The sequence below is a fragment of the Bartonella henselae str. Houston-1 genome, from assembly GCF_000046705.1.
Taxonomy (GTDB): Bacteria; Pseudomonadota; Alphaproteobacteria; order Rhizobiales; family Rhizobiaceae; genus Bartonella; species Bartonella henselae.
On sequence record NC_005956.1, the window covers coordinates 997989 to 1018050 of the forward strand.

The following is a 20062-nucleotide window of genomic DNA, read 5'->3' on the forward strand; positions in this document are numbered from 1 at the left end:
TTCTTCTCTTATCTAGTGTAGTTTATTGATGAGAGCTTTCACGGAAAACGCCGTTGCTTTAAGAATAGGCGTTGGATAAATACCAAAAAATATTGTAAGAATAACCATCGGATAAAGAATGAATTTTTCTCTTGAAGAGAGATCAATAAGGACTTTTAAATTCTCTTTATCCAAAGAACCAAAAACCACACGCCGATAAAGATAAAGTGCATAAGCAGCTGATAAAATAACGCCAGTTGTAGCAAAAATAACGACCAATTTATTCACTTGAAAAACGCCTATTAAGGTTAAAAACTCACCTAAAAATCCTGAACTTCCCGGCAAACCGACATTTGCCATAGTGAAAATCAAGAAAATAACGGCATATTTAGGCATGTTATTCACTAAACCGCCAAAAGCTGAAATTTCACGTGTATGCAAGCGATCGTAGATAACTCCAACACAAAGAAATAAAGCTGCTGAAACAATTCCATGCGATAGCATTTGATAAATAGCACCTTGGATAGCCTGTTCATTGGCGGCAAAAATGCCCATCGTCACATACCCCATATGCGCTATTGAGGAATAAGCAATAAGTTTTTTTATGTCATTTTGAACAAGCGCAACCAACGATGTATAAATGATAGCGCTAACCGATAAAGTAAAAACCAAAGGCGCAAAATCAGCTGAAGCAAGAGGAAACATTGGTAAAGAAAAACGAAGGAAACCATACCCGCCTAATTTGAGTAAAACACCGGCTAAAATAACGGAACCAGCTGTTGGTGCTTCCACGTGAGCATCAGGGAGCCATGTATGAACTGGCCACATCGGCATTTTAACGGCAAAAGAAGCAAAAAATGCAAGCCATAACCATATTTGCATATGCGCTGGAAACTGATAATTGAGTAAAGTTGGTATATCGAGAGTACCTGTTTCCCAATACATAACCATAATGGCAACCAGCATAAGCACTGACCCAAGTAAAGTATAAAGAAAAAACTTCATACTCGCATAAACACGACGTGCTCCACCCCAAACGCCTATAATAATAAACATCGGAATAAGGCTACCTTCAAAAAAAACATAAAACAATATTGCATCAAGAGCACAAAAAACGCCAATAATTGCAACTTCAAGAAGAAGAAAAGCAATCATATAAGCTTTTAATCTATCTTTAATATTTTCCCAGCTCGCTAAAATACAGAAAGGCAAAAGAAAAGCTGAAAGAACAACAAAAAGAATGGAAATACCATCAACCCCCATATGATAGCTAATGCCCCCTCCTAACCAATTGAATTTCTCAACCATTTGAAAATGAGCATTTGTATAATCAAAACCAGCCCAAATAATTAAGGAAATAATAAAAACAAACACAGTCGTAAAAAACGCTACATTGCGTATATTATATCGTGCTGCCTCGCTATCATCTTTGATAAAGAGAATCAAAATTACACCAACAAGCGGCAAAAATGTAACCGTAGAAAGAATAGGCCAATCAGTCATCAGTTTACGCCCCCGATCATCATCCATGTGATCAGCGATGCAATGCCAATAAGCATTACAAATGCATAATGATAAAGATAGCCTGTCTGCAACCGAATAACTCTATTTGTAATATTAATAACACTTGCGGCGATACCATTCGGACCCAAACCATCAATAATCTTACCGTCCCCCACTTTCCAAAGACAAGAACCAATTCTTAAAGCAGAGCGAACAAATAGAACGTTATACAATTCATCAAAATACCATTTATGGTAAAGAAAACGATACAATCCAGGCATTAATTTAGCAATTTTCTTGGGAATGGAAGGAACAGAGATATAAAATAAATAGGCTAACATAAACCCAAGAACCATCGCTATAAATGGCGACCATTTTACCCAGTTAAATACATGATGGGCATCATGAAGAATATGATTGTAGCTGCTTGTAAATAATGCTCCCTTCCAAAAAGCATCATATAAGTCACCAAAGAAATAAGGGTGGGAAACAACACCAGCAAATATTGCTCCAATAGATAAAATAAATAGTGGAATTAACATCACTGGAGGCGATTCATGAACATGATGCATAACATCAACTGTAGCTCGTGGTTTACCGTGAAATGTCATAAATATAAGCCGCCATGAGTAAAAGCTTGTTAAAAAGGCCGAAAAAACAAGAAGATAGAAAGCATATCCTGAAGCAATATTATGCGATGCAAAAGCAGACTCTATAATCGCATCTTTTGAGAAAAAACCTGCTGTGCCGAAAGCAGTCCCAGGAATTCCAACACCGGTCAATGCGATAGTTCCTATCATCATCATCCAATAAGTTATCTTTATACGCTTGCGTAACCCTCCCATTTTTCGCATATCTTGCTCATCAGATACAGCATGTATCACAGAACCTGCGCCAAGAAATAATAAAGCTTTAAAAAAAGCATGGGTAAAGAGATGAAAAACAGCCGCTCCATAAGCTCCAACACCTAATGCAACAAACATATAACCAAGTTGCGAACATGTAGAATAAGCAATAACACGCTTAATGTCATTTTGCACCAATCCCACAGTTGCTGCAAAAAATGCAGTCGTCGCTCCAATAATAACAATTACAGTCAAAGCTATTGAAGAAAGTTCAAAAATTGGCGACATACGCGCAACCATAAAAACACCAGCCGTTACCATTGTAGCGGCATGAATAAGTGCTGATACAGGTGTTGGCCCTTCCATGGCATCAGGGAGCCATGTATGTAAAAGAAATTGTGCTGATTTTCCCATTGCACCAATAAATAACAAAAGACATGTAACAGTAATGGCCATTTGTCCATTAAGCTGCCAACCTAAAAACGTCATATTTTGCACGAAGCTATTGTCTGCAGCTTTTGCAAAAATAGAGGTAAAATCAACAGATTGGAATAAAACAAAAATACTAAAAATTCCTAAGAGAAAACCAAAATCTCCAACACGATTAACTACAAAAGCCTTCATTGCAGCCTTATTTGCAGAATCTCGCTGAAACCAAAAACCAATGAGCAAATAAGAAGCAAGCCCTACACCTTCCCAGCCAAAAAACATTTGCAATAAATTATTGGATGTCACCAACATAAGCATCATAAATGTAAAGAGAGAAAGATAAGAAAAAAAACGAGGTCTTGAAGGATCATGGTGCATATAACCAATTGAATAAATATGCACTAATGCTGAAACACTGTTAACAACAATAAGCATAACAGATGTTAATGTATCAATATGTAAAGCCCAGCTAAAACTTAGACTGCCAACATCGAGCCAATGCAATACCAATACATCAACCACTGGAGTATGACCAAATGCAATATTAAAAAATGCTACCCATGACAGTGTGGCAACAATCACCATAAAGCTACATGTAACCAATTCACTCGCCCGATCTCCTATAGTTTTTCCAGCTATAGCAGCAATTAAAAAACCCAAAAGCGGAAGAAAGACGATCGTATAATACATCATTGGTCAGCCTTTCATCACATTAACATCTTCAACCGCAATAGAACCACGATTACGGAAGAAAACAACAAGAATTGCCAAACCAATTGCAGCTTCAGCAGCTGCTACTGTTAAGATAAACAAAGCAAATACCTGACCAACAAGATCATGAAGAAATGCTGAAAATGCAACAAAATTGAGATTAACTGAAAGCAATATAAGCTCAATGGACATCAAGATAATAATCACATTCTTTCTATTAAGAAAAATGCCTGCGATACCAATCGTAAACATAAGAGCCGAAACAATCAGATAATGCATAATATCAATGTGCATAGCCCCCCCTAAATACCCTTACCTGATTCAATTTGTTTGATTTCGATGGCATTTTCTACTTTTCTAGAAACTTGCACTGCTATAGATTGTCGTTTTACACCCGACTTATGACGAAGTGTCAAAATAATAGCACCAATCATTGCAACTAATAAAATAATCCCAGCAATTTGAAAGTAGAAAACATAATCCGTATAAAGAATATCGCCTAATGCCTGTGTATTGGTTTTCTGGGCTAAGTCTGGCATTGGTTGCATAACATGTGCTCTAAGAACTGGAGAAAAACGGCTCCCCACAAAAACAACAATTAATTCTACAGCAACAATACTTCCAACAAGAGCTCCAATTGGAGCATACCGAAGTGTACCACTTTTTAACTCAGCAAAATCAACATCAAGCATCATAACCACAAATAAAAACAAAACAGCGACAGCTCCAACATAAACAACCAACAGAATAAGCCCCAAAAACTCTGCTCCTGCAAGCAAAAACAAAGCCGCCGCATTAAAAAATGCCAATATTAAAAACAAAACTGAATGCACAGGATTGCGTGCTGTAATAACAATAACCGCACTCGCAAGCATAATAAAAGCAAATAAATAGAAAAATGCCGCCGCTAGATCCGTTAGCATAGGCTTCTCCTCAATTAATCAAACAATCGGTATAATACTTCATACCAAATTACAATTTATCGAAAAAATTATCCGACAACCCATTTAATGATACACTTAACGATAAGGTGCATCCATCAATATATTTCGAGCGATTTCTCTCTCCCAGCGATCTCCATTCATTAAAAGCTTTTCTTTATCATAATAAAGCTCCTCACGCGTTTCTGTTGCAAACTCAAAATTGGGACCTTCTACAATAGCTTCAACTGGACAAGCTTCTTGACAAAAACCGCAATAAATACATTTAACCATATCTATATCATAACGCACAGTTCTACGTGTACCGTCATTGCGCCGTGGTCCTGCTTCAATTGTAATCGCTTGCGCAGGGCAAATTGCTTCACATAATTTACAGGCAATACATCGTTCTTCACCATTTGGATAACGACGAAGCGCATGTTCACCACGAAAACGCTGAGATACAACCCCCTTCTCATAAGGGTAATTAATCGTAGGCTTTGGTGAAAAAAACTGACGCATTGCCAAGAAAAAAGCACTCATAAATTCCAATAAAAGGAGTGATTTTGCCGCCTGAATAAGACCTAACATCGTGAAATCTCCTTTTAAGCGAAACCAGTATATTTTAAAAAAGCAGCAGTTATTACAACCATTGCTAACGAGAGAGGAAGGAACACCTTCCAACCAAGCCGCATAAGTTGATCATAGCGATAACGCGGAACAAATGCTTTGACCATAGCAAACCAAAAAAATACAAAACAAACTTTTAAAACAAACCAAATGATACCAGGAACCCAATTCAGCCACCAAACATCTAAGGGAGGCAACCAACCACCTAAAAATAAAATAGTTGTTAATGCACACATCAAAACAATAGCAACATACTCACCAAGAAAAAAAAGCATATAAGGTGTTGAAGAATACTCAACCATGTGACCAGCAACAAGTTCAGATTCTGCTTCAACTAAATCAAAAGGCGGGCGATTTGTCTCTGCGAGTGCAGAAATAAAAAATATAATAAACATTGGGAAAAGAACGAGCCAATTCCAATCAAGAAAACTGTTAAAAGGAAGGCCAAGAGCTGTGCCCATTCCATGACTTTGCTTCTGAACAATTGTTGTAAGATCCAATGAGCCACTTACTAAAATGACGGTTACAAGCACAAAGCCAATGGAAACCTCATAAGAAACCATCTGAGCCGCAGAACGAAGAGCTCCTAAGAAAGGATATTTTGAATTTGACGCCCATCCTCCCATAATTACGCCGTAAACCTCAAGAGATGAAATAGCTAAGATATAGAGCAAACCAACATTAATATTTGCAACTGCCCAACCTTCATTGACAGGGATAACAGCCCACGTTGATAAAGCAAGAGTCGCAGAAACAAAAGGTGCCAAAAGAAAAACACCTTTATTAGCGCCAGCAGGAATAATAGGCTCCTTAACAACAAATTTAATTAAATCCGCGAAAGACTGTAACAATCCCCATGGTCCAACAACGTTTGGACCACGCCGTAACTGTACCGCCGCCCAAATCTTTCTATCTGCGTAAAGGAGATAAGCAACAAGAAGCAGGAGAATAACCAAAAGAAGAAGCGTTTTTCCAACTATAATAAGTAATGGGAATAACCAGGTCATGAAGAAATCATATATCATTATTTCTTTTCCTCTACCCTTACTCTACAGCTTGCATAGCACGATTCTTTGCAAGAGAAGAACATTCAGCCATAACTGCAGAAGCACGTGCTATCGGATTTGTCAAATAAAAGTCTTTGACCATGGAAGTAAATGTTTGTGTTTCCAAAACAATCATTTGTGAAGCAAGAGCTTTAAGATCACCTATATCAGAAGGGACTATATCATCAATAGCACAAAGATGTGGATAATCATTAAACAAGCTCTGTCTTAATTGAAAAAGCGAATTAAAAGGAAGCTTTTGTCCTAAAACATCCGATAAAGCCCGTAAAATAGCCCAATCTTCTTTTGCTTCACCCGGAGCAAAACCAGCCCGATTTGTCATTTGAACACGTCCTTCTGTATTCACATAAAGTCCTGATTTTTCAGTATAAGCCGATGCTGGTAAAATAACATCAGCAGAGTGTGCACCATTATCACCGTGGCTACCAATGTAAATTGTAAAAGCTTTTATATCAGCTAATTCTACTTCATCAGCACCAAGCAAAAACAAAACTTCACAGGTTTTAAGAATATTTGCAACCCCAAGCTCAGAAGTAAAACCAATGTCCAATCCCCCAACAGTCGATGCGGCATTGTGAAGAACCCCAAATCCATTCCATTCTTCACTAAGAGCTCCAATACTATCAGCTAATTTTGCAAGATTTTTTAAAACAGACAAGCCCTCTTTACCTGAAACAGCTCCCTCCCCGATAAGAATAAGTGGCTTCTTCGCTTCTTTTAAGACATTAAAAAACGCATCCTCTCCACGAATAAGTGCATTCAATGCATCCGTACCAGTTCCAAGATAAGAATAAGGATAACGTAAATCGACCTTCTCCCCAATTAATGCTATGGGAAATTGTCCCATTCGTTTACGCTTTAAAATACGTGCATTTAAAACAGCGGCTTCATAGCGAGGATTAGACCCTACGATAAGCAATGCATCAGCCTGTTCAATACCTGCAATTGTTGGATTAAAAATATAACTCGAACGGCCTAACTCAGAAGACAAAGCCATCCCTCTTTGACGACAATCGAAGATCTTTGATCCCAATGAAATCAGTAATTTTTTAAGTGCATACATTTCTTCAATGGACGTAAGATCTCCTGCAATCGCACCTATTTTTTCTGGCAAGGTTTTAGAAACCACCATTTTAATTTTTTCAAAAGCTTCTGTCCAACTTACAGGTTGAAGCTTACCATCTTTGCGTACATAAGGCCTATCAAGCCGCTGAGTGCGTAGTCCATCCCAAATAAAACGCGTCTTATCAGAAATCCATTCCTCATTTATATTTTCATTGGTACGCGGCATAATTCGCATAACCTCACGACCCCGGCTATCAATACGGATAGCACTGCCAAGTGCATCCATGACATCAATCGATTCCGTTTTAAATAATTCCCATGGACGGGCATGAAATGCATAAGGTTTTGAAGTTAAAGCTCCCACTGGACAAAGATCAATAACATTTCCCTGTAATTCAGATGTCATTGCTTTTTCAAGATATGTCGTAATTTCAGCATCCTCACCACGGCCTATTAAACCAAGCTCTGAAATGCCCGCTACTTCCGTCGTAAAACGAACACAACGCGTGCAATGAATACAGCGAGTCATAACAGTTTTTACAAGTGGCCCAATATATTTATCTTCTACAGCACGCTTATTTTCTGTATAACGAGAACAGTCACGCCCATAAAGCATTGCTTGATCTTGAAGATCGCACTCACCCCCTTGATCACACACAGGACAATCTAAAGGGTGATTGATGAGAAGAAACTCCATCACACCTTCACGAGCTTTTTTAACCATTGCCGTATTGGTAAAAATTTCCGGAGCTTCACCGTTAGGTCCTAAGCGTAAATCGCGGACTCCCATAGCACAGGAAGCTTGAGGTTTTGGAGGTCCACCCTTGACCTCAACCAAACACATTCGGCAATTTCCAGCAATTGATAAAGATTCATGAAAACAAAAACGCGGCACCTCAGCGCCCGCCGCCTCAGCAGCTTGAAGCAACGTATAGTAATCAGGGACTTCGATCTCTTTACCATCAACTTTGATATTTATCATCACTCATCCAGCCTGCGGATAACCCACTTAAAATTTGCATTCTGTTGCTCTTAAAGCAAAACCCTCTATTCTACTGCTTCTAAAGCAATATTTTTTCTTTGGACTACATTACGCGTATAATCATCAATTCTACGCTCAATTTCTGGACGAAAATTACGTATTAACCCCTGTATAGGCCACGCGGCAGCATCACCAAGTGCACAAATAGTGTGCCCTTCAACTTGTTTAGAAACCTCAAATAAAAGATCAATCTCGCGTTTTTGCGCCTTTCCCTCAACCATACGTCCTAAAAGACGCATCATCCAACCCGTTCCTTCACGACATGGTGTGCACTGACCACAACTTTCATGCTTAAAAAAAGCTGCTATACGCCAAATTGCCTTGATAATATCGGTCGATTTATCCATAACAATCATACCTCCTGTACCAAAAGAAGATCCGACATCGCGCATTCCATCAAAATCCATAATCGCATCCACCATATCCTCACCACGAACGACCGGGCAAGAAGCCCCTCCTGGAATAACTGCTAAAAGATTATTCCACCCACCACGAATACCGCCGGTATGTTTTTCAATTAATTCACGAAAAGAAACTCCAAGAGCTTCTTCAAATGTACAAGGTGCATTCACATGCCCAGAAACCATAAACAATTTCGTTCCAACATTATTTGCACGCCCAATTGATGAAAACCATGAAGCACCGCGACGCAAAATTGTTGGCACAACAGCAATGGACTCTACATTATTGACTGTGGTTGGACAGCCATAAATTCCCATATTTGCAGGAAATGGCGGTTTAAGCCGAGGTTGTCCTTTTTTTCCTTCAAGACTTTCAAGAAGAGCGGTTTCTTCCCCACAGATATAAGCACCAGCACCATGATGAATAATAATATCACAAGCATGCCCATATTTCGTTTTTTTGCCAAGCAAACCAGCATCATAACATTCATCAACGGCAGCTTGAAGCGCTTCACGTTCACGAATATATTCACCACGAATATAAATAAAAGCGACATTTGCTCCCATCGCAAAAGTAGCAAGTACACATCCTTCAATTAAAGTATGGGGATCATGTCGCAAAATATCGCGATCTTTACATGTACCAGGCTCTGATTCATCTGCATTTACAACCAAATAATGAGGCCGACCATCGCTCTGTTTTGGCATAAAAGACCACTTCATTCCAGTAGGAAAACCCGCACCACCACGGCCACGCAAACCCGATGCCTTCATCTCATCAATAATCCAATCACGACCTTTATCGATAATTGCCCTGGTACCATCCCAATGTCCACGTGATATCGCAGCCTTTAATGATTTGTCTTTTAAACCATAAAGATTGGTGAAAATGCGATCCTTATCAGCCAGCATACCTTACCTTTTTCTCTATTGTGCCTAGCATTCTTAGCTTTCCCTCAAATACAATTTTAAAACATCTTTTCAAAAATTCTGACTTTTAGTTAAACCTTAAGAGAATGGATAAAATGATAAAATATCTTTTCAAGAAAAAATATTCACTATGCTCCCATTTCTTTTTTATCCTTTTTCTTTAAAGACTTAAGCGACTTCTGTTCTTTTTCATCAATGAGAGAAGTTAAACCACTAATCGGTTCTGATGATTTGCGACTATTTTGCGGACCGACAGCTATCTCAGCACCTTTCCCCGCTTCAAATGCATCAATAATTTCTTCAAGACGCTTAGCTGTAAGATCTTCATAAGTATCTTTAAAAATCATGACCATGGGAGCATTGACACAAGCGCCAAGACACTCCACTTCTTCCCATGATAAGCTTCCATCTTGATTGGTCACAAAAGGTTTATGATGAATTTTTTTCTGACAAACTTTAATCAGTTCCTCAGATCCACGTAACATACAAGGAGTCGTACCACAAACTTGAATATGCGCCTTTGTTCCAACTGGCTGAAGCTGAAACTGAGTATAAAAAGTTGCAATTTCTAGAACACGAATATAAGCCATGGAAAGAATCTGAGCGATATGCTCAATCGCAGCACGTGTCACCCAGCCATCTTGCTCTTGAGCACGCATTAATAATGGAATAACAGCAGACTGCTCACGCCCTACAGGATATTTTTCTATAGTATTTTTTACCCATATCTGATTTTCTTTTGTAAAAGAAAACTCTGCAGGCTGGTAGACATCATCTGCAAGACGACGCACAGACATTAGCGATCAACCTCCCCAAACACAATATCAATCGAACCCAAAATAGCTGTAGCATCAGCCAACATATGACCTCGAGTCAAAAAATCCATGGCTTGAAGATGAGCAAAGCCAGGAGCACGCAACTTAACACGATAAGGCTTATTTGTTCCATCAGAAACAAGATAAACCCCAAACTCACCCTTTGGAGCTTCCACAGCAACATATACCTCACCAGGAGGTGTACGGAAACCTTCCGTATAAAGTTTAAAATGATGAATAAGTGCTTCCATTGAACTTTTCATTTCGCACCGCTTTGGAGGAACAATCTTACGATCTAAACTCGAGACTGGTTCGTTTTTCTCAGTACTAAGTAAGCGATCCACGCATTGGCGCATAATTTTCGCTGATTGACGCATCTCTTCCATACGAATGAGATAACGATCATAACAATCACTGTTTTTCCCTACAGGAATATCAAATTCCATTTCATCATAACATTCATAAGGTTGGCTTTTACGCAAATCCCATGGCACACCAGCTCCACGAATCATAACTCCAGAGAAACCACGCGCCCAAGCCTCATCAATACTGACCACACCAATATCTACATTACGCTGTTTAAAAATTCGATTTGGTGTTATAAGTGCATCAAGTTTACCAAGAGCAATAAGAAACGGATCAATAAAATTACCAATATCCTCAACTAAAGATTCCGGTAAGTCTTGATGCACACCACCAGGACGAAAATAATTTGCATGAAGACGCGCTCCACAGGCACGCTCATAAAAAATCATCAATCTTTCACGTTGTTCAAATCCCCAAAGCGGCGGTGTTAAAGCCCCAACATCCATTGCCTGCGTTGTTACATTAAGCAAATGATTAAGAATACGCCCAATTTCTGAAAATAAAACACGTATTAACTGCCCTCGTTTGGGAACCTCAACACCTAATAATTTTTCAATAGCAAGTACAAAAGCATGCTCCTGATTCATAGGAGCTACATAATCCAAACGATCTAAATAAGGGCCAGCTTGAAGATACGTTTTTGTTTCCATTAATTTTTCAGTACCGCGATGTAAGAGTCCAATATGTGGATCTACACGCTCAACAACTTCACCGTCCAATTCCAGAACCATGCGCAAAACACCATGCGCTGCCGGATGTTGCGGACCAAAATTGATATTAAAGTTTCGAACATTGACCTCGGCCACAATTAACCCCTTGCTTTTTTAATAAACTTTATATCAAACTTTAATAAAAATCCTCATTATATTGAAAATATTTAGTTATTTGAGAATCTTACTACTATAACTCTGTATTTTGCCAACTCCAATATTATCTTTTATCCTTTGTTTTCTCATCACATGGCAAAATATATTGCGCTCCCTCCCAAGGAGAAAGAAAATCAAAATTCCGCATTTCTTGCCGCAAAACAACAGGCTCATAAATCACCCTCTTTGCTTCATTATCATAACGGCATTCGACAAATCCCGTCACAGGAAAATCTTTACGTAGAGGATGACCTTCAAATCCATAATCAGTTAAGATTCGTCTTAAATCTGGATGACCTGAAAATAAAATCCCATACATATCGTACGTTTCACGCTCATACCATTCTGCTCCAGGATAAATCGAGCAAGCAGAAGCAACGGGAATGTTTTCATCAGTACGCACCTTAACACGCAACCGTAAATTATGGCGAGGAGATAAGAGTTGATAAGAGACATCAAAACGTTTATCGCGACAAGGATAATCAACACCACTAATGTCTGTAATATTAATAAACTGACAACGAGAATCATCACGAACAAATATTAAGACATCCGTAATTGCATCAAGGCGCGATACAATAGTCAACTCTCCAAATGCAAGAACAGTTTCTTCAAGCTTATCTCCTAGCTTGCTTTTCAAATAGGCAGCAAGCTCTTCTAATGATTCACTCATCAACAACAAAAGCTCCCTATCGCTCTATCGATCCGGTACGACGGATTTTTTTCTGCAACAACAATATACCATATAGTAATGCCTCTGCTGTAGGAGGACATCCTGGAACATAAATATCCACAGGCACAATACGGTCACACCCACGAACAACAGAATAAGAATAATGATAATACCCGCCACCATTTGCACATGATCCCATAGAAATCACATAACGCGGCTCAGGCATTTGATCATAAACCTTCCTTAAAGCAGGTGCCATTTTATTGGTTAGAGTACCTGCCACTACCATAACGTCTGACTGACGGGGTGAAGCGCGTGGTGCATATCCAAAACGCTCATTATCATAATGAGGCATTGAACATTGCATCATTTCGATAGCACAACAAGCTAAACCAAAACTCATCCACATGAGAGAACCAGTACGCGCCCAAGTAATCAAAGCATCTGCTGAGGTAACTAAAAAGCCTTTCTCCGATAATTCAGCATTAACCTCACAGAAAAATCTATCATCAGAACCTATCAACTCACCCGTATTAGGATCAATAATTCCTTTTGATTTTGGAGCAGTAATTGTTGAATTACTAGATATTAATCCCATTCAAGAGCTCCTTTTTTCCATTCATATATAAATCCGACAGTTAAAAGTGCTAAGAATATAATCATTGACCAAAAACCGAACATACCTATCGAACCAAATGAAACTGCCCAAGGGAAAAGAAAAGCAACTTCAAGATCAAAAATAATAAACAAAATCGAGACCAAATAAAAACGGATATCAAACTTCATTCGCGCATCGTTAAACGAATTAAATCCACATTCATAAGCAGATAACTTTTCAGGATCAGGTGAACGATAAGCCACGATGTAAGGAATAACTAAAAGCCCCCCTGCAATAACTGCTGAAACAACAATAAAGATTAAGACCGGTAAATAAGAGCTTAATAAATCATTCATATTCCTCTCCTACCTTAATGAAATATTTGAATAACGCAATCATTCAAAATCTTTAATATCAAACAAACAAATTATAATAACCGTTTTGTTAATCCCGCTCATACTGCTTGAAGGACATGTCCGGAAATCTTTCTTTTATTGGCATAGGTAACGCAGAGCAAAGAAAGACGCAAGCCCTATTCTTATAAACCATGTAAAAAGGAAGAGAAGTTATATCTAGGAAAAATCCTAAAGCTCATACCTCTAAACGATCTTTTGCTCTACAAATAAGATGCGTGAGTTAAAAAGAAGAAATTCATGAAAGAATTTGAAATGGCGCGAGTGACGGGGCTCGAACCCGCGACCTCCGGCGTGACAGGCCAGCACTCTAACCAACTGAGCTACACCCGCGCATTTTTTTGAACCAATTTATCATTTGGTACAGAGGCTCGTGTAAGGGGTTCATTCGTTTATGTCAAGCGGGCTTGTGCATTTTTTTAAAAAAATCGTTAAACAGTATCTTTATTCTTGCGTTTAGGAATTTTTTTCCTTAAAGAGTGCACATTCAGTTGCTGATCATTACATTGGGCGATTAGCTCAGCTGGTAGAGCGCCTCGTTTACACCGAGGATGTCGGGAGTTCGAGTCTCTCATCGCCCACCATATGCTTTTATTTTTTATATAAATTACTGATTTTATTTATCTTTTTTTAAGGTGCGGGAATAGGATTTTAGATTTTTCTCTAAAATCTATACAAATTAATCTCGTTTTTTGGTCTCTTTATTTTTGTGTTTTAACTTTTTGGACCTGTTTCCATCCACACAACTGTTCACCATATTTGTTATGCTTCAAGATTTGTTTGGCTAAGTTGATACTGATGACAGTGAGATCTTTCTGATCTAAATACAGTTGAGACCAACCGATACAAGAAAAGCTTCTACTTGCGCACCCACTGAGAAAGATCAGAACGCACATCGGCATTACTTTTCTTATTAACTTCATTTTCTATTTCCAGTCGTGTTATTGCTCTATTGACAATGGTCTCTGTTTGTTTTTGCCGTTCAGTCTTCTTCCCCAAACGAAAAACCCTAACTAAGGCTACAAAAAAAGCGGTTAAAACCGCCATTACCACCACAAAATATCTTTTTCCCCACAAGATCATAAACGTTGCTCTCGTAAGCGCTTAGCAATAAATACTAATCCCAGACAGGACACACAAACCATAATCGTTGCTAAAGCCCATTGCACAGGACCACTCCCTGCTAAAAATTCCCCAAGTCCCGAAAAAGAAGCTATAATAGGAGCAAGAATTTCTGCTTTTAAAATCCCTGTTGGTTCTTGTTTTTCAACGAGCTGATAATTAGACGAAACATAAGCACTCTTAGCCCATAATCCTGCCTCTGCTGCACGACGGTGTACAAGGTCTTTTAAACGCTTTCCTCCCGCTTTAGTCCATTTCTGCAATTCAATTGGCACAGATTCATAATCGCCTTTATTAAGCTTCTTAAGCAATGTAGAGTTTTGAAAAGCCGCTATCCCTATATTAACAAGAGCTCCAAATTGCTCATCACTTAAGTCGACATAAACCGCTTTCTCAACTGCTTGCTCATATTGACGCAAAAATGTGTGGATAAAATTTGTATAAGAAAGGATTTAAAATGGCTCTTATGAACCGTCTTAATGCAAGGCTGTCGCAACATTGGGAGCTGGCAAATATAATGATGGTGCTGGCTTGTTACTTCATAAGCGTAAAGATGGAGGTGCTCAATGGATTTTACGGTATACCCTTCATGGGCGCCGTCGCGAAATGGGCTTGGGTGCCTTAAGAGATGTTTCTTTAAAACAAGCCCGTGAATTGGCAACTGGGTGGCGTTCTGTTTTACGTGAAGGTCGTGCCCCCATTAAATAACGTGAGAAACAAAAGCGTGAGGCAATAAACAATCTCCATTATTTAAAAGATATTACCGTGGATGCTTTTGAAACTCGGAAAGCTGAATTAAAGAATGATGGGAAAAATGGGCTTTGGTTTTCGCCTTTACGCCTTCATATTCTCCCTAAATTAGGCTGTCTTCCTGTTTCAGAGATTACTCAACAGAGATACGCAATACTCTTTCCCCCATTTGGCATACAAAAGCTGGAACAGCTAATAGAGCTCTTAATCGTCTTAATCTTTGTCTCAAACATGCTGCTGCCTTGGGCTTGGATGTTGATTTACAAGCAACAACAAAAGCACGCGCTCTCTTAGGGAAACAACGTCATAAAACGCAAAACATGCCGGCAATGGATTGGAAAGATGTTCCTGTCTTTTATCAGACACTTTGCCAAAAAGCAACTATGACACAACTGGCTTTGCGTTTGCTTATTCTGACAGGTGTTCGTAGCAATCCTTTGCGTCATATGCATAAAGATCAAGTTGAAGGTGATGTATGGATCATCCCTGCTGAAAATATGAAAGGAAGACGTGATGCTACAACAGAGTTTCGCGTACCCTTATCATTAGAGGCATTAGACATTTTAAAACAAGCACGCTCGCTTTCTCGCAACGCTTTCTTCTTTTCTGCAACTGGTCGTGGTGCTCTTGGCGACAAGTGTATGTCGCAATATATGCAACAGACTGGACTAAACGCATGCCCCCATGGTTTTCGCTCTAGTTTATGCAATTGGCTCGCTGAAACAACCGATGCCCCCTTATGAGGTCGCTGAAACCATTCTAAGTCATAGGGTAGGAGGACAAGTAGAACGTGCCTATCGTCGTACTGACTATCTAGAACAGCGCAGCGTCTATATGGATAAATGGGCAGCTTATGTCACGGGTCAATCTTAAGATATGGGGTAATTTACCCCATGATCTGTGGATAACTTTAGCTCTCTTATCTCTCATTCTTTCTCAATAAGACTCATAAATTATTACATTACAAATTGTATGATAATATATTGTTTTCTATAAATAAAATACCTTCAAAAATCATCCAAAATGTGCTTAATAAATAGTTATGACTTGTTTCCATTTTTTGAGAATGAAAGGATTTTAGAATGACAGAAAATGATATTCTTTTAACTGACCGTGAAAGTGCAAAATTGCTTCATATGAGTGTCTCAACATTCCGCCGTCATGTTACCAATGGCTCTTTACCAAAACCTTTAAAATTTGGTTTTTTATCGCGTTGGTTACAATCGGATCTTATCAATGTAATCGAGCAAGCAAAACAGCAACGTCAAAGTGACGCGGCATAAAAAAACCTTGTCACGTAAAGACGGACAAGGCTTTCTCAAACTTAACACCCTCAAGATAGTAGAATCCGTCCTGTGACGCAACATTACAGGATAAGAAATGCGCAGGATATCACACGTGCCTTGCGTGGGGTTTGGCGTGGGTATTATGGACTTGCCAATTGTCCTGCTTATGATGATAGGCTGCCTAGCTTATCCATTCGCAATGGAAATGATGGGCGTTTATTGCTCTATTGTTATGCTGGCTACTCTTTTAGAAAGATCATACAAGCACTCATAAGAATTGGATTGCTGGGTCATAAAGCTTATGATCATACGCTTTCTTTCTCAAAACAGTGTTGTACTGATATCAAAGGAACAAAACAGAAAACAGAGAGAGCAAAAGCAATTTGGCAACAAAGCCAACCAATTAATAAGACTTTAGCTAAGACCTATTTACGCATGCGGGGGATCACATGTGATTTTCCTCCTGATTTACGCTTTCACAGCAAATGTCCACACCCATCAGGGATTACACTGCCTGCATTGGTTGCTCTTGTTAAGGGAGCTGGCTCCTTTGCTATCCATAGAACCTTTTTAAAAGACAATGGCTGCAAAACGAATTTGTCACCAGCAAAAGCTATGTTGGGATCCGTAACGGGCAGTGCTGTGCATTTAAGCCAAGGCAATGATCAGCATCTTGTCGTTTGTGAAGGCATTGAAACCGCTCTGGCTCTGCTGTCTGGGTTATTATCAGAGCCCGTGAATTTATGGACGTCCCTTTCAACCCATGGCATGATGCGTTTGAATTTTTCCCATAACAAAGCGCGTCTCACCATTGCAATGGATGACGATGATGCGGGTCGTAAAGCAGGTTTTAACCTAGCAAAGCGCGCTTATAGCCAAGGCTTTGAGGTCTTTATGATGCAAGCTCCAAAAAGAACCGACTTTAATGATCTTCTCCATTTTCCAAGGTAAGTAATATGACACAAGATAATAAAAATACTTTAGAGAATAATATTCCTTTAAATGATAACGATAATGGCTCTTTAAACGAAAATACTTGTTTAAAACCCATTCCTTATGAAGTCGCATTGCAACAAAATGGTTGGGGGGGAATTAAAGCCTATTATTGCCGCTTTGTTACCCGTCGAGCCTTTTTATCCTACACAAGTTCCATTTGTTTTAAGTCGCTATATTTATGACGTTGCTGACCGTCAACAATCTTCTCTTGATTATGTGGCTGTCTCTGCTTTATGTGCCTTGGCTGCCGTTATTGGTAACCCACATTGTTCATAGGTTTAAACGAACCGTTACGATAACCGATTTCAATATATTCGACTCGAGCATCTATCAGATTTTTAATATGCTCAATAACGTAATCTAATGAAAAAGAAAACTGATTCCTGTATCCTCCGTCACACAAAGTAACATCAAGATTTTTAAGCATAGTCCCCCCCAAGTTGGTTATTTAGCTTGATTGTTTTTCTAAATTAATAAAATAATTTGCTTTTCGAATGTAAATTATAAAACCCACGATACAGCATGTTGCTAATAAAACGGCGACACTCCATGGATTATGTTCGGACATTTTCCCAATAACCGCAAAGCTCAGTGCAGCACTTCCTAATTGCAAAGCTCCCATAACACCAGATGCCGCTCCAGCAGCTTGTGGATGAGATGAAGTTGCCAAAGTTGTTCCTAACGGTAACAAAAAACCATTGCCAAAAGTAAGAATAGAAATGGTTATTAAACTTGTTACAAATGGCCATGGACTTATATACATTTGTAGGGCAAATAACACCCCTCCCAAGACAAAAATAACATATCCACGCCGAACAGCACGTTCCATGGATTCTTGCTTAAGAAACATTCGCGCTACTAGGTTACCTAGAACATAAGTTAAAGAAACACCAATGTAACTATAACCAATATATAAAGTTGATAAGCCCAAAGCTGTGAGGAAAAAAGGTGATTCTACAATGTAAGCAAAATAGGTTGCGTATGCAAAACATGGGATTACAGCATAAAAGATAAATTGTTTATTTCTAAGAATTCTTATACTGCTCTTAATAATTCCCACAGAAGTAAAAGATTGACGTTTTATAGGAGGGAGAGTCTCTGTTAATACAAAATAACAGAGCAGAATGATTAAAAGTATAAAAAGGCTTAAAAAGATAAAAGTGGCTTGCCAATTAAAAGCTTGTAATAAAATCCCCCCAACGAATGGAGCTATTGCTGGTGATGTGCCAACAAAGGGAAAAATAACCAAATAAAGCTTTCCTGCAGCCTTTTTATCCATCAAATCATCAACCAAATCGATAGGTTCTAAACTTTCAGAACAAATTTCTTTTTTTGATAATACGATAGTATTAGTTTTTTTATTATAACTGTTAATGTTAGCGTTATTGTTTATGTTATATAGGCATCGTTAAGCATACCGTTAGCATCATGCTTAATAACTTTAGCATCATCACAAGCATCATTTTTATGTTTTCCCATCTTGCCTGCGCTGCTTTTTGTGCTCTCTCCGATAATCTCTTTGACCGAGATGTTTTCGATACCTTCTCTAAACTCTCATTGGAGTTATTGAGTTCTTCTGCAACTTGTAAACTCCACAAATACCCATCATCTAAACGTTCGATATAACCTGTTTTTAATAAAACATCTAACGCTTTCATAAACATTTTTACTGAACAGCCAGTGTAATTAGCCCAGACTTTCATATCATTTAAAAGCGGCTCTCCAGTATAAAGCATTTGCAAACGCAATTTGATATAAACATTGCATTCAATGGGAGATAAACAAGCAAGATCAAGAATCCACTTATCTGCAAAAAGTTTCGTCCAAGGTAATTTACTGGACATATTTCCCCCCTTCTTTCTTTAAATATAAAATTGCTAAAGTATCTGCTTCATTGTCATCGAAAGTCATTGTTTAAAGAGTAAATAACGCATCTCACCATCTTCAAAGCGGCGGGGTTGAAAATTAACGGTACCACTCATGATATGACCATCCACACCATATATCACCCAGCCTGTTTTCGTGCCTAGATCAAAACAAAGAATCGTGTCAGTCATCAAATCGTCCCCAATAACGATGAAGTCTGTTTTTGGAACACATTGCATCAGTCATTTTTCTTCCTAAGCGCATCTTCTAAATCCCATATCTTCTGGTTCTTTCTACTTACCTCGTCCCTAAGCTCTTGTGTTAGTGTAAAAAAGTAACAAACTTGGTAGAGAAAATATAAATTGCTAGCTCTGAAAATAGCTGTAGAAACCATTTCCATCTTTACTATTCACCACTACCTTACTAATTTTTCTTCATATGATATGAGAATTTGCTTTTGCCTCTTCCTCGAGACGCTTAAGATCTTGTTGTAGTTTTTCAATTTCCTCGTCACGCACTTTAATCTCCGCATCATATCTTTTAAGATCCGCGGCACATTGATCAATAATCGCCTTAGTTTCTATTAAAACCTCACGTTTTCTCTCTTCGAGTTCATCTTTAAGATTTTTAGCCTGATGGCGATAATACAAAGCAAACAACATGACCCCGCTAAAAAGCAACAATACGACAAAAACTACCAATAAAGCTTCATTCCAACTCATTTAATTTGAATCTCCATTCATTATTCTGAGGACAATCATCACAACCTATCTTTTTAGCTTCGCACTC

General features: G+C 38.6%; 19 protein-coding genes, 2 tRNA genes and 3 pseudogenes. 5 read left to right on the top strand and 19 right to left on the bottom strand.

All coding sequences use genetic code 11. From position 1 onward, the window contains the following. Window positions 1-12 precede the first annotated feature (12 nt). The 14 genes from AYT27_RS04540 to AYT27_RS04605 all read right to left on the bottom strand — a co-directional run bounded on the left by AYT27_RS04540 (window position 13) and on the right by AYT27_RS04605 (window position 13586). Complete coding sequence (locus AYT27_RS04540) at window positions 13-1482, bottom strand: NADH-quinone oxidoreductase subunit M (protein WP_011180776.1); 1470 nt, start codon at window positions 1480-1482, stop codon at window positions 13-15. Beyond that, the gene (gene nuoL / locus AYT27_RS04545) at window positions 1482-3446 is read right to left on the bottom strand and encodes an NADH-quinone oxidoreductase subunit L (RefSeq protein WP_011180777.1); all 1965 of its coding nucleotides are present in this window, start codon (window positions 3444-3446) and stop codon (window positions 1482-1484) included. The genes AYT27_RS04540 and nuoL overlap by 1 nt, the downstream gene beginning before the upstream one ends. A 6-nt stretch (window positions 3447-3452) precedes the next feature. Beyond that, entirely contained in the window at window positions 3453-3761 is a 309-nt protein-coding gene (gene nuoK / locus AYT27_RS04550; RefSeq protein WP_011180778.1) for an NADH-quinone oxidoreductase subunit NuoK, read from the bottom strand. 8 nt (window positions 3762-3769) lie between these two features. Beyond that, entirely contained in the window at window positions 3770-4390 is a 621-nt protein-coding gene (locus AYT27_RS04555) for an NADH-quinone oxidoreductase subunit J (RefSeq protein ID WP_011180779.1), read from the bottom strand. 96 nt (window positions 4391-4486) lie between these two features. Then, a complete protein-coding gene (gene nuoI, locus AYT27_RS04560; RefSeq protein WP_011180780.1) occupies window positions 4487-4978 on the bottom strand; it encodes an NADH-quinone oxidoreductase subunit NuoI in 492 nt (163 codons plus the stop codon). A gap of 14 nt (window positions 4979-4992) precedes the next feature. Beyond that, window positions 4993-6039 carry an NADH-quinone oxidoreductase subunit NuoH gene (nuoH, locus tag AYT27_RS04565; RefSeq protein ID WP_034448139.1) on the bottom strand — a complete coding sequence of 349 codons (1047 nt, stop codon included), beginning with the start codon at window positions 6037-6039 and terminating at the stop codon, window positions 4993-4995. A 22-nt stretch (window positions 6040-6061) separates the two neighbouring features. Then, a complete protein-coding gene (gene nuoG / locus AYT27_RS04570) occupies window positions 6062-8131 on the bottom strand; it encodes an NADH-quinone oxidoreductase subunit NuoG (protein WP_011180782.1) in 2070 nt (689 codons plus the stop codon). Between the two features lie 65 nt (window positions 8132-8196). Continuing rightward, window positions 8197-9504, bottom strand: a complete 1308-nt coding sequence (gene nuoF / locus AYT27_RS04575) for an NADH-quinone oxidoreductase subunit NuoF (protein ID WP_011180783.1) — start codon at window positions 9502-9504, stop codon at window positions 8197-8199. Window positions 9505-9650: 146 nt separating this feature from the next. Continuing rightward, window positions 9651-10319 (bottom strand): NADH-quinone oxidoreductase subunit NuoE, encoded by a 669-nt coding sequence (gene nuoE / locus AYT27_RS04580; protein ID WP_011180784.1) that lies wholly within the window; start codon window positions 10317-10319, stop codon window positions 9651-9653. Then, complete coding sequence (locus tag AYT27_RS04585; protein WP_011180785.1) at window positions 10319-11509, bottom strand: NADH-quinone oxidoreductase subunit D; 1191 nt, start codon at window positions 11507-11509, stop codon at window positions 10319-10321. The genes nuoE and AYT27_RS04585 overlap by 1 nt, the downstream gene beginning before the upstream one ends. 124 nt (window positions 11510-11633) lie before the next feature. Beyond that, a complete protein-coding gene (locus AYT27_RS04590) occupies window positions 11634-12242 on the bottom strand; it encodes an NADH-quinone oxidoreductase subunit C (RefSeq protein ID WP_011180786.1) in 609 nt (202 codons plus the stop codon). A gap of 16 nt (window positions 12243-12258) precedes the next feature. Further along, window positions 12259-12840, bottom strand: coding sequence for a NuoB/complex I 20 kDa subunit family protein (locus tag AYT27_RS04595; protein ID WP_011180787.1), 582 nt, complete (start codon window positions 12838-12840; stop codon window positions 12259-12261). Next, window positions 12831-13196, bottom strand: coding sequence for an NADH-quinone oxidoreductase subunit A (locus AYT27_RS04600; protein ID WP_011180788.1), 366 nt, complete (start codon window positions 13194-13196; stop codon window positions 12831-12833). Before AYT27_RS04600 ends, AYT27_RS04595 begins: the two co-directional genes overlap by 10 nt. A 313-nt stretch (window positions 13197-13509) precedes the next feature. Next, window positions 13510-13586: transfer RNA gene (locus AYT27_RS04605), tRNA-Asp, on the bottom strand. A gap of 175 nt (window positions 13587-13761) precedes the next feature. Here AYT27_RS04605 and AYT27_RS04610 point away from each other — a divergent pair. Next, window positions 13762-13837: transfer RNA gene (locus AYT27_RS04610), tRNA-Val, on the top strand. A gap of 274 nt (window positions 13838-14111) precedes the next feature. Here the strand turns inward: AYT27_RS04610 and AYT27_RS04620 are convergent. Both AYT27_RS04620 and AYT27_RS04625 read right to left on the bottom strand, forming a co-directional pair. Further along, on the bottom strand, window positions 14112-14336 hold the full coding sequence (locus AYT27_RS04620; protein WP_011180789.1) for a hypothetical protein: 225 nt from the start codon (window positions 14334-14336) through the stop codon (window positions 14112-14114). Beyond that, window positions 14333-14794 (bottom strand): annotated as a pseudogene (locus AYT27_RS04625) (lysozyme); the annotation flags it as partial. The gene AYT27_RS04620 and the pseudogene AYT27_RS04625, both read right to left, overlap by 4 nt. Before the next feature lie 38 nt (window positions 14795-14832). Between AYT27_RS04625 and AYT27_RS09235 the strand changes: the two are divergent. From AYT27_RS09235 to AYT27_RS09640, 4 genes and pseudogenes are all read left to right on the top strand, one after another. Beyond that, window positions 14833-15998: pseudogene (locus AYT27_RS09235) on the top strand (tyrosine-type recombinase/integrase). Window positions 15999-16207: 209 nt separating this feature from the next. Further along, window positions 16208-16408 carry a helix-turn-helix transcriptional regulator gene (locus AYT27_RS04635; protein ID WP_011180791.1) on the top strand — a complete coding sequence of 67 codons (201 nt, stop codon included), beginning with the start codon at window positions 16208-16210 and terminating at the stop codon, window positions 16406-16408. Window positions 16409-16480: 72 nt separating this feature from the next. Further along, on the top strand, window positions 16481-17362 hold the full coding sequence (locus AYT27_RS04640) for a DUF7146 domain-containing protein (protein WP_011180792.1): 882 nt from the start codon (window positions 16481-16483) through the stop codon (window positions 17360-17362). A 126-nt stretch (window positions 17363-17488) separates the two neighbouring features. Next, entirely contained in the window at window positions 17489-17683 is a 195-nt protein-coding gene (locus AYT27_RS09640) for a hypothetical protein (protein WP_034447832.1), read from the top strand. A 172-nt stretch (window positions 17684-17855) separates the two neighbouring features. On the opposite strand, the pseudogene AYT27_RS09645 reads toward AYT27_RS09640, so the two are convergent. From AYT27_RS09645 to AYT27_RS04665, 3 genes and pseudogenes are all read right to left on the bottom strand, one after another. Then, window positions 17856-19251: pseudogene (locus tag AYT27_RS09645) on the bottom strand (MFS transporter). Between the two features lie 63 nt (window positions 19252-19314). Further along, window positions 19315-19464: a hypothetical protein gene (locus AYT27_RS04660; protein ID WP_223396460.1), complete on the bottom strand. Its 150-nt coding sequence runs from the start codon at window positions 19462-19464 to the stop codon at window positions 19315-19317. A gap of 243 nt (window positions 19465-19707) precedes the next feature. Further along, window positions 19708-19995, bottom strand: a complete 288-nt coding sequence (locus AYT27_RS04665) for a hypothetical protein (protein ID WP_011180678.1) — start codon at window positions 19993-19995, stop codon at window positions 19708-19710. Window positions 19996-20062 lie beyond the last annotated feature (67 nt).

Excerpts from the sequence above, each read along its gene's own strand:
- AYT27_RS04540 (WP_011180776.1), bottom strand. The coding sequence starts at position 1,482 with ATGACTGATTGGCCTATTCTTTCTACGGTTACATTTTTGCCGCTTGTT.
- nuoL (WP_011180777.1), bottom strand. The coding sequence starts at position 3,446 with ATGTATTATACGATCGTCTTTCTTCCGCTTTTGGGTTTTTTAATTGCT.
- nuoK (WP_011180778.1), bottom strand. The coding sequence starts at position 3,761 with ATGCACATTGATATTATGCATTATCTGATTGTTTCGGCTCTTATGTTT.
- AYT27_RS04555 (WP_011180779.1), bottom strand. The coding sequence starts at position 4,390 with ATGCTAACGGATCTAGCGGCGGCATTTTTCTATTTATTTGCTTTTATT.
- nuoI (WP_011180780.1), bottom strand. The coding sequence starts at position 4,978 with ATGTTAGGTCTTATTCAGGCGGCAAAATCACTCCTTTTATTGGAATTT.
- nuoG (WP_011180782.1), bottom strand. The coding sequence starts at position 8,131 with ATGATAAATATCAAAGTTGATGGTAAAGAGATCGAAGTCCCTGATTAC.
- nuoF (WP_011180783.1), bottom strand. The coding sequence starts at position 9,504 with ATGCTGGCTGATAAGGATCGCATTTTCACCAATCTTTATGGTTTAAAA.
- nuoE (WP_011180784.1), bottom strand. The coding sequence starts at position 10,319 with ATGTCTGTGCGTCGTCTTGCAGATGATGTCTACCAGCCTGCAGAGTTT.
- AYT27_RS04590 (WP_011180786.1), bottom strand. The coding sequence starts at position 12,242 with ATGAGTGAATCATTAGAAGAGCTTGCTGCCTATTTGAAAAGCAAGCTA.
- AYT27_RS04595 (WP_011180787.1), bottom strand. The coding sequence starts at position 12,840 with ATGGGATTAATATCTAGTAATTCAACAATTACTGCTCCAAAATCAAAA.
- AYT27_RS04600 (WP_011180788.1), bottom strand. The coding sequence starts at position 13,196 with ATGAATGATTTATTAAGCTCTTATTTACCGGTCTTAATCTTTATTGTT.
- AYT27_RS04620 (WP_011180789.1), bottom strand. The coding sequence starts at position 14,336 with ATGATCTTGTGGGGAAAAAGATATTTTGTGGTGGTAATGGCGGTTTTA.
- AYT27_RS04635 (WP_011180791.1), top strand. The coding sequence starts at position 16,208 with ATGACAGAAAATGATATTCTTTTAACTGACCGTGAAAGTGCAAAATTG.
- AYT27_RS09640 (WP_034447832.1), top strand. The coding sequence starts at position 17,489 with ATGGTTGGGGGGGAATTAAAGCCTATTATTGCCGCTTTGTTACCCGTC.
- AYT27_RS04660 (WP_223396460.1), bottom strand. The coding sequence starts at position 19,464 with ATGACTGACACGATTCTTTGTTTTGATCTAGGCACGAAAACAGGCTGG.
- AYT27_RS04665 (WP_011180678.1), bottom strand. The coding sequence starts at position 19,995 with ATGAGTTGGAATGAAGCTTTATTGGTAGTTTTTGTCGTATTGTTGCTT.